Genomic DNA, 15556 nt, shown 5'->3' with positions numbered 1-15556 from the left:
AAATATGAAACGGATTTTTCACATCGGCGTCGGCAATTTCTTTCGTGCACATCAGGCCGTTTTTACTCAAGGTTTGGCTGGCTGGGAAATAGTCGGTGCATCGTTGCGCTCGCCGCATATGGCGGAGGCCTTGGCGGCACAGGGCGGCGCCTATACGCTGGCCGTCAAGGATCGCTCAGGGACGCAGTTTCAAAAGATCGACGTGCTGAAGGACGTTTTGGTGGCGCCACGCGATCCCGACGCGGCGCTGCAAAGGATTGCGGACCCTGCGACGGTCATTGTGACAATCACCGTCACAGAAAACGGTTATTGCCTTGCGCCGGACGGAACGCTTGATCTGAGCAACGAGGGTGTGGCGTTAGATTTGGACACCGGCGCTGCGGTCACATTGCCCGCGCTCTTGGCGCGCGGACTTGCACGTCGCCGGAAGGCGAAGGCGGGCCCGATCACGGTGATGTCTTGTGACAATCTTGCGGAAAACGGTCGAAAGCTGGGCGCGGCGGTGAAGGCTTTTGCCAAAGCGGCCGGATTGGATGCAGATGTGACTGCGCCTGATTTTGTAAGGTTTCCCAACGCCATGGTGGATAGGATCACGCCAGCCACCACCGACGCATTGCGCCAAGAAGTGGCGGATCAAACCGGTTGGGCAGACGCCGCCCCAGTGGAGACAGAAGCCTTTGCCGAATGGGTGATTGAGGACGACTTTGCAGGCCCACGACCGGACTGGGAGCGTTCGGGCGCGGTTTTTGTAGAAGACGTGGCACCCTTTGAGATGCGCAAGCTGCGAATGTTGAACGGGGCACATTCTTATCTCGCTTATACCGGTCAAATGGCGGGCCATACCTATGTTCATGAAGCGATTGCGGATCCGGAATTGCGCGCAGATGTGCGGAATTTGTTTTCAGTGGTGCAGGCGACATTGCCGGTGACGTCCGCAAGGGATGCGGATGCCTATGGTCGGGCGCTTGTGGAACGGTTCGAAAACCCCGGTCTTAAGCATGAATTGGCACAAATTGCACAGGATGGCAGTCTCAAGATACCGATCCGGTGGGGAAACCTGCCACGCCATGGCAGAGGTATGTTACTGTTGAGCAAGGGCCTTTCGGCTTGGGTCGCGTGGGTTTGCAGAGAGGTCGCCGCGGGGCGTCCGGTGCAAGATCCCTCGGCCGCAAGGATCGCCGAAGTTTGTAAGGGGTGCGAAATCCCAGAAGGCGCGGTGCCGGATTTGCTTGGCCTGATATTTCCCGAGAGCGAGGCAACTTTGCTTGTTGGAGACGTGCGGAATGCGGTTAGGCACGTCGGCGTGAATTGAAGCAGCGGGCTGCTCGGAAGCTGGGGAGGAATTCTCTCCAGGCTCTGGTGATTTTCCGGTTGCTGCCCATGAGCCGCGCTGATCAGATGGCTGCAAATGATGGCCCAAAAGCAAACCGGAGCGCCCTATGCCCAATTCGACCCCTGACACAGCTGCTGCACCGCGCCATGGCGGGCGCATTCTGGCGGACCAACTGGCCATTTTGGGCGCTGAAAAGGTTTTCTGCGTGCCGGGAGAGAGCTATCTTGGTTTGCTGGACGGCCTTTATGATCACGCGGATCAGATCGACGTTATCACCTGTCGTCACGAAGGTGGCGCGGCCAATATGGCGGACGCCTATGGCAAATTGACTGGCAAACCCGCAATTTGTGCGGTGACACGTGGCCCCGGGGCGACCAATGCATCCAACGGGGTGCACACCGCCTTTCAGGACAGCACGCCGATGGTTGTGCTGATCGGTCAGGTGGCGACGTCGATGATGGATCGCGAGGCGTTTCAGGAAATTGATTATCGCCGAATGTTCGGAGAAATGGCGAAATGGGTGGCGCAAATTGATGACGTCAACCGCATACCCGAGTACATCTCCCGCGCTTGGCATGTGGCCATTTCCGGGCGGCCCGGGCCTGTGGTTTTGGCATTGCCGGAGGACACGTTGTCGGCCGTGGCGACGGTAAAAGACACGCGGCCTGCAAATGTCGGCTTTGGCGCTCCTGCGCCGCAAAACATGGTTCAATTGGCCGACATGTTGGCGGCTGCGCGTAAGCCTATGCTTGTGGTTGGCGGGCCGGGATGGAGCGCTAAAGCCGCTGATTTGACCCGTCAGGTGGCGGAAAAATTCGATCTGCCCGTGGCCACGACCTTCCGCTGTCAGGATTACTTTGACAACGGCCACCCGAACTATGCCGGCGTGATTGGCATCGCTGCATTGCCGTCTCTTTTGCAAAATGTGCGGGAGGAGGCGGATCTGTTGATCACCATCGGCAGTCGGTTTGGCGAGATGACGACGCAGGGCTATGAATTGATCGACAGCCCAGTGCCACAGATGCCCTTCGTGCATGTGCATCCCGGCCCCGAACAGCTGGGTCATGTCTATGCACCTGATTTGTCGATTGTGTCGTCTGCCGAGAATTTTCTGAGCGCAATGCTGGGCATGGACGCGCCGGACATGGACCGGTCAGATTGGACCCCGAAATTTCACCACAGATATCAGGCGTATCGTATTCCCACAGAGGTGCCGGGGGAATTGAACATGGGGCATGTGATCCGGCATGTGTCTGACACTTTGCCCGCGGACACAGTTTTCACAAACGGGGCCGGAAATTACGCAGTCTGGCTGCACCGGTTTCACGCCCATCGCGCCTATCGCACGCAGTTGGCGCCGACCAGCGGGTCGATGGGATACTCGGTTCCGGCCGCGGTGGCCGCTAAGATTGAAATCCCCGACCGCACGGTGGTCAGCGTCGCGGGAGACGGTTGTTTTCTGATGACCGCACAGGAAATGGCGACCGCCAAAAAATACGGGGCGGGGGTCATCTATCTGGTGGTGAACAACGGCATGTACGGCACAATCCGGATGCATCAGGAACGCCACCATCCGGGGAGAGTTATCTCCACCGATTTGGTGAACCCGGAATTTGTGACCTATGCCAACTCCTTTGGCATTCCGGGCGAAGTGGTGTCGCGCACCGAGGATTTCCCAGCCGCCTTGCAGCGCGCACAGGCGTCTGACGCGGGATATTTGATTGAGCTGCGGGTCGATCCGGAAGCGTTGACCCCAGCGCAATCGCTGTCGGATGTGCGCGCGCAGGGCGTGGCGGCACAAAAGGGATAAAGCCGGCGTCCGGCGCGCCTTAGCGCTCAGTCCATTGGCTTTGACCGGATTTGGAGAGGGCCACACGCTGTTTGCGCGTGGCCGGCCGAGTTTTTTTGTACCTATCCGTCGTCTTTGAGAGGCGGGAAGCGATAAAAGTTGTTCGCCTCGGCCCAATCCATGTGATTGCGCACATATTGTTGGGATGCATCGGACGGCGGATTGTAGTCCCAATGCTCGCCTGCGCCTGCTTCCATCGCGGCATGCAGGGCGCGCCGTGATTTTTGCGTTGCGATGACCTTTTTACGCAGGGCCTCTCCGTCCCACCGGTCCGCGACTTCTTTGGCAAAGGTTGCCGCCGCCTCGGCATGGTCAGGCAGGGCTGCAAGGTTCACGCGTTCCTCTGGGTCGGCGACCACGTCATACATTTGCGGTGGATCAATGTCGCAATGCACGTACTTCAAAGGTCCGCGCCGGATCATGAACACCGGGTACGGCGTCATTTCGGCGCAATATTCGCCGATGGCCTCGTCTTTGGGGTCATTTTCGCCGCGCGCCAAGGGCATCAATGACCGACCGTCGATAGGTTCTCCGACGATGTCGGGTGTGCCGCCTGCGATGTCGAGCATGGTTGGCAGCATGTCGACCAGTGAGCACGCGTTGGGCGCGCTGCCTTGTGCGATCCCGGGGCCGGCCATCACCAAAGGCACCCGCGCGGAATGTTCAAAGAAGTTCATTTTGTACCACAAATCCCGCTCGCCCAGCATGTCGCCGTGGTCAGCAGTGACAATCACAATGGTGTTGTCCAGTTCCCCCATCTCTTGGAGGGTTTGCGTTAGCTCACCAATTTTGCTGTCAAAATAGCTGATGTTGGCCAAATAGGCGCGCCGGGCCCGCAAAACCTCTTCGTCAGTCAAGGGCTTATAACTGGCCTCAATCCCGTCCAGCAGGCGTTTTGAAAAGGCATCTTGCTCTTCCATTGGGGGCACAAACGCGGGCATGTCGACGTCGTCGTCCGAATACAAATTCCACCATTCCGGCCGGGCAACGTATGGGTCATGCGGGTGAATAAAACTGGCGACCAATGCAAATGGCGCGTCCTTTCCTTGACCACGCCCACGGGCGACATCAATCAGCCAGCGCTTCGCGGCAAAGCCGACCTCATCGTCATAGTCGATCTGATACGTAGCCTGCGCGACGCCGCTTTCTTTGACGGTCTGCATATTGTGATACCACTTGTCGATGCGTTCATCGTGGGCTTCCCAATCCGGGGTCCAGGCAAAATCGGATGGATAGATATCGGTCGTCACACGATCCTCAAACCCGTGTTTCTGGTCGGGGCCAACGAAGTGCATTTTCCCCGACAGGCACGTACGGTAGCCGAGAGCCTTGAGATAATGTGCAAATGTGGGCACCGAGGCGCGGAATTCCGAGGCATTGTCGTAGGCAGCGATCCGGCTGATCAGCTGGCCTGACATAAATGAAAATCTGGACGGTGCGCACAGCGGTGAGTTGCAATAGGCGGCGTCAAATCGCATTCCGCGGGTGGCCAATGCGTCAAGGTGGGGGGTTTTTGCGGATCGATGGCCATAGGCACCTGTAAAATGGGGTGCAAGTTGGTCGGCCATGATGACCACGATGTTTGGACGGTCTGTCATAAGAGGCTCCGGTCAAAAAAATGTACGTGATGGCGAGAGTGTCACGTCAAACCGGAGGCGGTTGGTAATGCATCGCTTTGCAATGGGCGTTCCGTTGTTTCGCAGACCGCGTGCCACGGTTTTTGCGCGCCTTAAAGGGATAGCGGGTCAGGGCACAGCGGAGGCACATTGCGAGGGATCCTTGCATTTATGCGAAACACCCTGCGCGCATAGTGCACGCTTTCAAAGTGAAATCTTTGTTGGCGCACCGTGGATGAGTGATCAATCTTGCAGGGCTTTGGTCACGAAGTCCAAAAATGGCCCGATCAAATAGTCGGAGAAAGTTGTATCGCGCCCTGCGAAAACCAGAGACACGGGCATATCAATTGACAGCGTCAGACCCTCACCCATTTGCGCGCGCAGCTCTTTCATGTCCTGAGCGTCGATAGTGGCGACCCCATCATAGCCAAGAAGTGCACCGTCGCTGTTGCGTCGTGCTTCGGGCGAGAGGGACTGAATTTGAACCCGCACTTTTGGATGATTGCGTTGTGGCAGACTTGAAACAGTTAGATGACCTTGCATGCCGATGCGGGTTTGATCGATGGCATGAGGCGGCACTACAAAGGAGACGCGATGGGATTGGGTGGGCCGCGTCAAGGTCAGCACGGTTTCGCCGCGTGGCACAAACATTTGGTCGGTATCATAGTGCAGGCGCGCAATGGTGCCGTCGGTCGGCGCACGCAGTTCCGCGCTGCGCACTTGTGCGTCCAGTCGCAGGATTTGCATGCGAATGCGCGGAATGGCTTCCGCCACTTGACCCTGACGATCGAGAAGTTTCTGCCGCAAGTCCAATTCTTCGGCTTTGACTTGCAATGCGACTTGCGCGGTTTGTACGTGCAGCGCATTCACCTCCGCCCGTTCAGCTCGCATGCTGGCATCCAGATCCAGCATGGCTTCGAGTAATGTATCGTTGTCTGAGGCGCGCAGCGCGCCGGTTTGGACCAGTTTGCTGTACCGGTCGAATCTGGCTTGCATTGAGGCCCGCTGTTGTGTCCGGGCCAACAGACTGTTTTCCAGCCCGGCGGCCCGGTTTCGCATTGCTTCTGCTGATTGCGTGGTCGCATCGCGTCGGACATGCAGGACCTCAACCATATTGCGGATGCGCATCTCTGATTGGGTAGCGGCCTGCGGATTGCGTTCTGTCGTGTGGACACGAGCGGAAATTGAACCGGCTCCCGGCATTGAATCGGTCGCTTGATTTGTTGCATGTTTGGTTACGCCAAGGTGTGTGGCGGTTGTTAAGTCATCCGTCTGGGTGTTCAGCGCCCAGGCAAGGGCGTTCTGTTGATCTAGCAGTAATTGGAGACTGTTTTGCAACTGCACCTGTTGCGCGATTTCGTTGGAAACGTCCATTCGTATGAGGATCTGTCCGGCGTTTACGGACTGATGTTCTTTCACCAAAACCGCTTTAATGTCGCCGCCAAACGGGTGTTGAATGTCGAAATTTGGTTGCGGCCCATTGAGGTGACCTGTGGCGTGGATTGACGTCGCAAGCTTCGCAAGCGTGGCCCAGCAAGCAAATATCAGCACAAACAACTGCACAGAAATAAATCCTGCGCGCAGCGGACGAAGCACGTGGTAAGGTAGTTCGCTGTTTTGGTCATCTGGGCTTTCTGGTAGGGCGCGTGTGTTCAATGTGCGGCCCTTCCATTGAGAGGTCCGGCAGGAGTAGAGGCGGCGGCGCGAAAGACGGTCTGGCCGTCCGCTGAGCGGATATCAAAGGCATCACTAATGCGCGATATCACTGCGATTGCGGCCTCATCTGGAGGCAGGCCGGTGGGGTTGATGTCAGGGTTTTTGAGCAACGAAGTCACTTTGTGTACTTTGGGGCCGGCGGAGGAAGGTCGATCCTCGGTCATCGAAATTTCGCAGCTGTGCTCGTTGAGAAAACAAAAATGAAAGCTGGCGGCGCGCAGTTCATCGTTCGGGCCGTCGGCCAAAGCAAGATTAAAAATTTCGGTCGCCAAAAGCTCGGTTTTTTTGGATAGATCAGCATCGCCGCTGCGGGTGAATTGAGTGCCAATCCAATCCGTTAAATCTTTTAGGGACGTTTCCATCAATGGGAGTTCAATTCGCCGCCGCCCCACGTGCATACGGCCGAGAACCTCTGTTCGTGGTCCAAAATCGACCATGCGCCCTTGTTCAAGGGCGAGTACATAGTCCGCCAAACCCATAAGGCCGGATCTGTGGATCACCATTACGATGGTTGTGTCCATCTTTTTCAGGCGTGCCAGGGCCGCACAAAGCTGCCGCTCGCCGGCCGCATCCAACAGTGCGTTTGGCTCGTCCAGAAAGAGGTATCGAGGTGTGTGATAAATGGCGCGAGCCAATGCAACCCGTTGCTTCTGGCCGGCGGACAGGAGGTGCGCATGTGATCCTATGTCGGTATCGTAACTTTTCGGTAACGCGCTGATCAACCCGTGCACGCCAGCGGTTTTGGCAGCTGCCACAATGCGCGTGCCATTTGAGTCAGCGGCGAAACCGCTGATATTTTCAGCCAAAGTGCCGTGAAACAAATGCGCCTGTTGAGGGAGGTAGCCGACGTGAGCGGCCAAGCTGGGAACAGGTAAGGTTTTTATGTCGGTTTCTTCCAGCAACACTGAACCAATAGGGCAGGGGCAACACCGCTCAGAGCCTCCAAGAGTGTGGTTTTCCCTCCGCCTGAAGAGCCGACAACGGCGAGGCAGCTTCCAGGAGGCAACGCAAAGCTAATCTTTTCGAGGCGTGGCGGCGCCCCACCCCCACGTGGAAAAATCAGACTTTTGCAGCTAAGAGCCCCGGACAATTTGGGGATCTCGGTTGCAGAGGGTTCAGCAACATCCGGAATGGCGCCGAGGCGGTGAAACGCGCTGCGGGCAGCTGTCATTTGCGGCCATTGGATCAATATCTGTTCAATATTTGCGACGCTGCGGGCAAGGATCAGGCTGGCGGCGATCATGCCGCCAGCGCTCAGATCGCCGGTAACAACAAGTGCCGCGCCAAGGCTAAGCCCCAAGAGTTGCGTCGCGGCTCTCAGGAAGCTGGACAAACTCGCGGTTGCCACAGTGGGACGGGTCATTTGATCCGCAACTGAAAGGCGGCGTGACATCGTCGCAGAAAACCGATCAAGCAAGTTGCGGAACATGCCGGGCATGCCTGATCCGGCAATGACCACTTCGGCATCGCGCAGAGTGGTGGCCTCTTGCTGCGACAGCTTTGCATGCTGCGAGCGCCCCGCTCCAAGGAGGCTGTCGCCAGCCAGTCGCACCGTCGCAGACAGGCCCGTGAGGCATATCGCCATAGCCAGAAACCAAGGGTGAATGACCCAAAGAACCAGAAGAAACAGGGGTATCCATGGCAACATCAAGGCAGTGACCGCCGCGCCGCCGGACAACGCGCCCGAAAGCTGGTTTCGGTCCGTCATCAGGGCGTCGCGCACATCCCTTGGGCTGGCAAGAACCGCTGGCAAACTTGCGCGCTCCAGCCAGTGGGCCGCGCGATGAAAGCTCACATCACGCAGATACTCCACCATGGCTTGTAATGCCAACGCGCCTAACGCGACCCCCAACAGCATCGCGAGCGTGTGCATGTTTCCGGTTGGCACCACTCGATCGAGTACCTGCATCATGAAGATTGGGTTTACCAGAATGGCCAAGTTGGTGATCAGGCTCAGCGCGACAAGCGGCACGGAGAGACGCTTGAGCTGGCCAATGTTCGGGCTCGACAAAGGCGGCCTCCTCAGAGCAAAAAGTTGCTTTCGTCCAAATCGTCGGGCGACACGGATTTCAGGATCAGCCGGTCGTTGACTTCGCCGCCGGTAAGCGCACTCAGATCAATCACGGTTGCCCAGCCTTGATCTTGAATATGCGATTGAAGATCGGAATAATCGATGCCGTAGGCGGTCAGGTCAATCACATCCTGTTCGGTTTCAAAGTCGTGAATCATGTCGCTGCCACCACCGGCCGCGGATACAAAGGTGTCGGCGCTTCCGTCCTGATACCAATTGCCACCCCACAAGTGGTCGTTGCCTTCACCGCCGCTCAGGGTGTCGGAACCGGCGCCGCCCACAAGTTTGTCTGTGCCCGCGCCGCCCTCTAGCTGGTCATTGCCGGTGCCGCCGTTCAAGTAATCTCGCCCGGTGCCGCCGGACAAACTGTCCTCACCGGCGTTGCCAAAGAGCTTGTCGTTGCCAGCACCGCCTTGGACGTTGTCGTTTCCAACGCCACCGAAGGCGCGATCAGACCCGGAGTCGCCTGACAAAACATCGTCATCAGCCCCGCCATGCAGCGTGTCATCGCCGCCGCCACCAAACATGGTGTCCTCTCCCTGACCGCCGCGCAATTTGTCATTGCCGCCGGAGGTCGGCCCGATAGACGGGTTACGTACCAGCACAGAGCCAGTGGGGTCGACTTCGGCAAACGGGTCCGGCGCACGGGGATCGACTGCGCCGTCATTGCTGCCGGTGGATTGGGCTTCGGCCATGTATTCGCTAAAAGCAGCACCCTCGGTCCAATCGATGTTCACCTTGTAGATCCCGCCGACCGCATCCGTGGAACCATCAAGATCATGATCGCCCCGATTGAGCCCGAAGTAGAGGTTGCCATCGCCGTCCAGGAAAACCGCGCCATAGGCCCCTTTGGGCATGCCGGCCGTCATCCCGTCGTCATAGAGCGTCGCAGTGATGGGCACCGAGGTGATAACCGGGGTGTCGCCATCGTCAAGACCGCTCAGGTCTATCCGATGTACGGTGCCGCTGCCGCCATTGGCCCCGGGACTTTCGACGGCGTAAAACACGTCTTCTTCCGCGTTGTAGGCGATGTCGTAAGTGCGCCCTTGAAACAGGCCATTGGGCAGGTCGAAATTTGTCGCTTGTGGATTGCCGTTTTCATCCAGTTCGTTGACGTCAATCCGGGTCACGCGGTTGAGGCTGGACTGAAATGTCCAAAGATTACCCTCGTTGTCAAAATCGCCGACATAGTCGCCAACGGGTGTCGCCCCAACCCTATGGGCTTCGCCATTTGCATCGACCATGACCAGATCCCGCACCGACACAGGATTGCCCTGTGCATCGACGCCGTCGGCCTTGGCGATGCCATAGATTAGGTCGTCTTCCGTGTTGAAACCAATGGCATTAATGCGCAGACCCGTGGGGTCGCCAGCGACCTCGTATTGCTCGGTTTGCGTGTCAAACACGTTCAACTGTCCGTCGATCATTTGATAGAGCTTGGACTGACCTGGCGCGAAGGCCGCAACCTCGATGTCTTCGCCGCCAACCCTCACTTCTTTGGGGTAGGTGCAGATTGGTCCACTGGTATCGTATTTTGGGCCAGTGTCGGGGGGCGGAAGTTCGCGGAAGGTCAGCGTCCCTTCACCATCTTTGCCGACCACGTCCAAAGTGACCGTCTTGTAACCTCCGGAGTGCGCGTCCATCACACACACCACCTCATCGTCCCAAAGAACCTCCATCACGCAGGAAGAAGATCCGCCGGACATGTTCGCGGCCATGTCAAAAGACAAACTGTAAGTTTCGCCCTCAACAGTCTGAATTGTTTGTGAAATTTCGGGTGTTTCGCCGCTATCATCGACGCGCCAGCTTCCGCCTCCGGCAATTTGTGCGAAGGTGCCGCCGCTGCCCTCCACGCCCCCGGTCAACAGATTGCCATCTGCCAAGTCGCCATGCACCAGGTCGTTGCCGGAACCTGCATTGATCGTATCGGCGCCAATGCCGCCCTGACCGGTGTCGTCTCCGCTTTCAAGGTTGACGATATCATCGCCAGCACCACCGTCCGCGCGGTCGCGCCCTGTGCCAGCATTAATGCGATCCGCGCCAGCCCCCGCGCTTAGATCGTCATTTCCACCGTTCCCGAGCAAAACGTCGTCCCCATCGCCGGTGGTGATCACGTCATTGTAGTCGCGCGTCACCGGCGTGCTAGTGGTGTTGATGGCATCGGGGTTGAAAACCCATTGCCCGTCGACAAATGCCCATTCATCACCGACCATATCTCCTGCGGCGAGGTCATTGCCGCCGTCAGTTTCGATGGTATCGCTGCCGGAGTTGCCGTTGATGGAATCGACGATCCCGTCTGGCGACAAGATCGTGTCGTCGCCGGTCGTTCCCGTTACGGAATTCACACCGGCGTCAGGGCTGTTTTCTACCATAACCAATACCTTTTGAAACAATCAATTTGCGGCCATGGTGCGGCAACTGTGATAATGAAGCGTTAACAGTTCCCCTTTTGTTCAGGTGAGCAGGCTCGCTCGCCCGCGGTTGGTCGCATCAAGACCGCCGGGACACGTATTGGTTTCAACGGCTTGCTGGGCTCAGTGAAGGCACGCGTAAAAGTGCTTGATGGTTCGAACCCGACACCAAAGAGATTGGGTGTCGGCAGAGATACCCTGTCCCACAGAACCCTCACAGGGGACCAGACCGATGGGGCATAAACAGGGGCATTATCGGGACCCTTGGGGTGCCTGACTGCTAAATTTAACGATCCAGAGAAAAGTGGCTGGGATGGTAGGATTCGAACCTACGGTACACTGTACCAAAAACAGTTGCCTTACCACTTGGCTACATCCCAACGTGAGCGGGTATTTACTGGCCGATGAAGGCGGGTGCAAGACCCGAATCGAGTTTTGTTGCGGAAATTTTCTGTTTTCTGTTCAGGTATTCTTCAGGAACTTCTCAAAGGTACCCCGCGTCATTTTCGCGGAGCACCGATGGACAAAGACAAGTGCCGCACGGCAGAGTTGCGACAGGTAAATTGAGGAGAGAGACGATGTTCCTGGGAATACGTCCAGAGATGGAAAGCCTGCTCGAGCAGGTGCGGGATATGATCCAAAACGAGATCATGCCGCTGGAAGCAGAGTATCACAAGGAGATCGGCACTGGGGATCGCTGGACGTTCACGGAACGGCAGACAGAAATCCTGGAAGGGCTGAAATCCAAGGCGAAAGAACGTGGTCTGTGGAACTTCTGGCTGACAGACAGCGAGCGCGGCTTTGGTCTGACGACCGTGGAATATGCTTTCTTTGCAGAAGAGATGGGCAAGACGCCATTGGGCGCGGAAGTGTTCAACTGCGCGGCGCCTGACACCGGCAATATGGAGGTTTTTGAGCGTTATGGCACCGAGGCCATGAAGCAAGAGTGGCTGACGCCTCTGCTGGAAGGCAAAATCCGGTCTGCTTACCTTATGACCGAGCCCGATGTGGCCTCGTCAGACGCCACCAATGTCTCCATGGAATGCGTTCGTGACGGTGATGAATATGTGCTAAATGGCGAGAAGTATTGGTCTTCTGGTGCAGGCGATCCACGCTGTAAGGTCTATATTGCCATGGTGAAAACCGGCGGAGATGACCTTCCAGTTCACAAACGCCAATCGATGATTGTGGTGCCGTCAGATGCCGAAGGTATCGAGATCCTGCGCCCGATGATGGTTTATGGTCAGGACGATGCGCCACACGGTCACATGCACATCAAGTTCACCAACGTTCGCGTGCCAGTAGATGCCATTCTGCTGGGCGAAGGGCGTGGATTTGAGATCGCGCAAGGCCGGCTTGGCCCAGGCCGCATCCACCACTGCATGCGTGCCATCGGTCAGGCTGAATCGGCGCTGGCGCAGATGATCCGACGCTCGTTGGATCGTGAGGCGTTCGGCAAACAGCTGGCGCATTTGGGCGCGAACTATGACATCATTGCCACCTGCCGGATGGAGATCGAACAGGCGCGTTTGCTGTGTCTGAAAGCGGCCTGGATGATGGATCAAGGCGATGCCCGCGCGGCAGCGCCTTGGATCAGCCAGATCAAGGTTGTCGCTCCGAACGTAGCGCTCAAGGTTATCGACGAAGCTGTGCAGATGCATGGTGGCACTGGTGTGAGCCAGGATACGCCACTGGCAGCGGCCTGGACCGGCATCCGGACGTTGCGTCTGGCAGATGGTCCGGACGCCGTGCACCGCCGTCAGGTGGCACGGGCGGAGCTTCGCAAATATACCCAACAAAAAGTGTAAATACCGCCGTCGGTATCGCGTCGGTATTACGGTGGTATCGCGACAGTGCGAAAATTGGGGCCTTTCGGGGCCCCTTTTTTGCGTTTCATGGACGCTCCGTTGCGATTTTAGCTTTGCGCTTACCTGAGCTTTGCTTTGGAAAAGCCGAAAACAATATTTGGTGTTTTTGAATTGTCGGCCTGAGCATTGCAGTGTGCAAATATTTGCGCCTCTTTCAGCGGAACGCTTAGCTGGAGGCATGTCATATGAAATCGCGCACCAAAGTGGTCGTCATTGGCGGCGGCATTGCAGGCTGCTCAACGCTGTATCACCTCACTCAGGAGGGGTGGAGCGATGTGGTGTTGGTTGAGCGCAATGAGTTGACCAGTGGCACAACGTGGCATTCTGCGGCTCAGGTGACAAATTTTGGCATGAACCAGACCATGGTGGGGCTGAAAACTCATTCGATCAACCTCTACAAAGAGCTGGCTGAAGATCCGGAGTATCCGATCAATTACCATCATGGGGATGGGGGCATGCGTTTGGCCAACACAGAGGCGCAGATGCAGGGGTATCGGCATTTTGCGTCAATGGCCCGCGGGATGGACGTGCATTTTGAGGTGCTCAATGCCGAAGAATGCGCGCGGCGGCATCCGCTGATCTCGACCGAGAATATGATCGGCGGTCTTTGGGATCCGCTGGATGGCGACATTGATCCCGCACAGTTGTGTCAGGCGCTGGCGCGGCGCGCGCGCAAGGCCGGTGCTGAGGTCTATCGCAACACGCCCGTTACAGGCCTGACCCAACACAAAGACGATACATGGACGGTGCACACAGAACATGGCGATATTGATTGCGATATCGTTGTCAATGCGGGCGGGTATCGGGTGAACGAGGTCGGCGCGATGATGGGTGTGCATCATCCGGTGGCGTCGATGGAGCATCAGTATTTTCTGACGGAAGACATCCCTGCGATCAAAGACGCGGGGCATCGAATGCCGCTGATCCGCTGCCCGATCAGCGACTATTATTGCCGACAGGAAAAGAACGGCCTTTTGGTCGGGTTTTATGAACAGGACTGCAAGACGTGGGGCATGGACGGGATTGACCCGAATTTTGTCAACGCGCTGTGTCCGGATGATCTTGAAAGGGTCATGGATGTGCTTGAGGGGGCGTTTGAGCGAATGCCCGCGCTGGCGGACGTCGGTATCCATACGGTGGTGAATGGGCCGATCACATACACAATCGACGGCGCGCCGCTGGTTGGGCCGATCCCGGGCAAGCGCAACGCGTTTTGCATCATCGGGCTGCGCGCTGGATTGGGCGAGGGGGGTGGTCATGGCTGGCTTTTGGCGCAACAGATCGTCCATGGTGAAGCGCAGTATGACACGTGGTGCATTGATCCGCGCCGCTTTGCGGGCCACACCAATGTCGAGTTGACCGCGTTGAAAGCGATCGAAGATTACCAAAACGAATTCCGGTTTCATTTTCCGCATGAGCACCGCCCAGCGGGGCGCAACGCGCGCACCACACCTTTGACGCCGGTTTTCGCAGCCGAAGGTGCGGAATTCACCGTGGTGAATGGTTGGGAGCGGGTTGAGTACATCAAGCCGACACCAGATTTTCATCCGACGCTTGGGTTCGGGTTTGACGAAGCTTTTGACGTCGTCGCAGCCGAGGTGAAGAACGTGCAAGACAACGTTGGTCTGTGTGAGGTCAACGGGTTTAACCGGTTTGAGATCACCGGCGCAGACCGGCATGCGTTCTTGGATCGGATGTTCTGTGGCACGGTCACCAAGCGGGACGGGCGCGTCGGGCTTGGGTATTTGTTGAACGCTCACGGCATGATCAAGGGCGAGGCGACGATTGCCAATATCGCCGCCAGCGAGCGCGGCCCGGGTCGGGTTTGGTATGGATCGGCGGCGGCCAGTGAATTGCACGACATGGATTGGCTGCAAAGCCATTTGGGCGCGGATGAGGACGTTCAAATCCGCAGTTTGACCAATGATTTCACGATCCTTGTGTTGGCTGGGCCCAAGGCGCGGGATGTGCTGTCCGCCTCCGCGCGCGGCGATTGGTCCAAGGAGGCGTTTCCTTGGCTGTCGGTGCGCGAGTGTTTCATTGGATATGCACCGGCCACCGTGTTGGGCGTCAGCTTTTCCGGTGAGCTGGCATATGAAATCCATGTTCCCAATGCCTCGCTTTATGCAGCGTATCTGGCCTTGCGGGAAGCCGGTGTAGCCCACGGGATGACGCTGTTTGGCGCCCGCGCGGTGGATGCGATGCGCATGGAGAAAGGGTTTTTGCACTGGAAAGCCGATCTGTTGACCGAGTTTGACCCGTTTGAGACAGGGCTTGAGCGGTTTGTGAAGCTCGAGAAAGCTGATTTCATTGGCAAAGCCGCGTTGCTGGAACGGCAGGTGGCGGGGCCGCGTAAGAAACTGGTGACGCTCAAGGTTGATGCCACCCATGCGCCTGCGCACGGCGGTGCTTCGTTGATGCGAGATGACGCGGTGGTGGGCACGGTGACTTCAGGTGACTGGGGGCATCGGACGGGTCTGAACCTGGCCTATGCGTTTGTTGATCCCGAAATGGCAGTCGATGGAAATTCGGCGCAATTGGATCTTTGCGGGACACTTGTTGAGGCCACGGTCATTGCGCCGTCGCCGTATGATCCGGAGTTTTCCCGGATCAGAGGGTAGGGGGAGACCCCGAACAGAATTGAGGGCGCGGCCCGAATAGGAGCGTGGCGACACGCGAACAAAGTGAGTTG

At 57.4% G+C, this 15556-nt stretch carries 10 protein-coding genes and 1 tRNA gene; 5 read left to right on the top strand and 6 right to left on the bottom strand.

The window, feature by feature from the left end; all coding sequences use genetic code 11:
• Positions 1-4 precede the first annotated feature (4 nt).
• Together SHIM_RS07370 and SHIM_RS07365 are read left to right on the top strand one after the other, a co-directional pair.
• Positions 5-1312, top strand: coding sequence for a mannitol dehydrogenase family protein (locus tag SHIM_RS07370; protein WP_054001899.1), 1308 nt, complete (start codon positions 5-7; stop codon positions 1310-1312).
• 127 nt (positions 1313-1439) lie between these two features.
• Entirely contained in the window at positions 1440-3143 is a 1704-nt protein-coding gene (locus SHIM_RS07365) for a thiamine pyrophosphate-binding protein (RefSeq protein ID WP_054001898.1), read from the top strand.
• 101 nt (positions 3144-3244) lie between these two features.
• On the opposite strand, the gene betC is transcribed toward SHIM_RS07365, so the two are convergent.
• Together betC and SHIM_RS20520 are read right to left on the bottom strand one after the other, a co-directional pair.
• Entirely contained in the window at positions 3245-4780 is a 1536-nt protein-coding gene (betC, locus tag SHIM_RS07360; RefSeq protein ID WP_054001897.1) for a choline-sulfatase, read from the bottom strand.
• Between the two features lie 261 nt (positions 4781-5041).
• Positions 5042-5794, bottom strand: a complete 753-nt coding sequence (locus SHIM_RS20520) for an HlyD family efflux transporter periplasmic adaptor subunit (protein WP_241488809.1) — start codon at positions 5792-5794, stop codon at positions 5042-5044.
• 336 nt (positions 5795-6130) lie between these two features.
• Between SHIM_RS20520 and SHIM_RS20515 the strand changes: the two genes are divergently transcribed.
• Positions 6131-6304, top strand: a complete 174-nt coding sequence (locus tag SHIM_RS20515) for a hypothetical protein (protein ID WP_241488808.1) — start codon at positions 6131-6133, stop codon at positions 6302-6304.
• A gap of 146 nt (positions 6305-6450) precedes the next feature.
• Here SHIM_RS20515 and SHIM_RS07350 read toward each other — a convergent pair whose 3' ends face one another.
• From SHIM_RS07350 to SHIM_RS07335, 4 genes are all read right to left on the bottom strand, one after another.
• Complete coding sequence (locus tag SHIM_RS07350; protein WP_206541357.1) at positions 6451-7416, bottom strand: ATP-binding cassette domain-containing protein; 966 nt, start codon at positions 7414-7416, stop codon at positions 6451-6453.
• Positions 7395-8525 carry an ATP-binding cassette domain-containing protein gene (locus tag SHIM_RS20625; RefSeq protein WP_054001894.1) on the bottom strand — a complete coding sequence of 377 codons (1131 nt, stop codon included), beginning with the start codon at positions 8523-8525 and terminating at the stop codon, positions 7395-7397. Before SHIM_RS20625 ends, SHIM_RS07350 begins: the two co-directional genes overlap by 22 nt.
• An 11-nt stretch (positions 8526-8536) precedes the next feature.
• Positions 8537-10957 carry a calcium-binding protein gene (locus SHIM_RS07340; protein ID WP_054001893.1) on the bottom strand — a complete coding sequence of 807 codons (2421 nt, stop codon included), beginning with the start codon at positions 10955-10957 and terminating at the stop codon, positions 8537-8539.
• A 344-nt stretch (positions 10958-11301) separates the two neighbouring features.
• A tRNA-Gln gene (locus tag SHIM_RS07335) sits at positions 11302-11376 on the bottom strand.
• A 198-nt stretch (positions 11377-11574) separates the two neighbouring features.
• Here SHIM_RS07335 and SHIM_RS07330 point away from each other — a divergent pair.
• Positions 11575-12804 (top strand): acyl-CoA dehydrogenase family protein, encoded by a 1230-nt coding sequence (locus SHIM_RS07330; protein ID WP_054001892.1) that lies wholly within the window; start codon positions 11575-11577, stop codon positions 12802-12804.
• Between the two features lie 245 nt (positions 12805-13049).
• Complete coding sequence (locus tag SHIM_RS07325) at positions 13050-15485, top strand: GcvT family protein (RefSeq protein WP_054001891.1); 2436 nt, start codon at positions 13050-13052, stop codon at positions 15483-15485.
• The last annotated feature ends 71 nt before the right edge of the window (positions 15486-15556 follow it).

Source organism: Shimia sp. SK013 (genome assembly GCF_001292625.1).
Lineage (GTDB): Bacteria > Pseudomonadota > Alphaproteobacteria > Rhodobacterales > Rhodobacteraceae > Shimia.
This window is presented reverse-complemented; position numbering and strand designations above follow the sequence as displayed.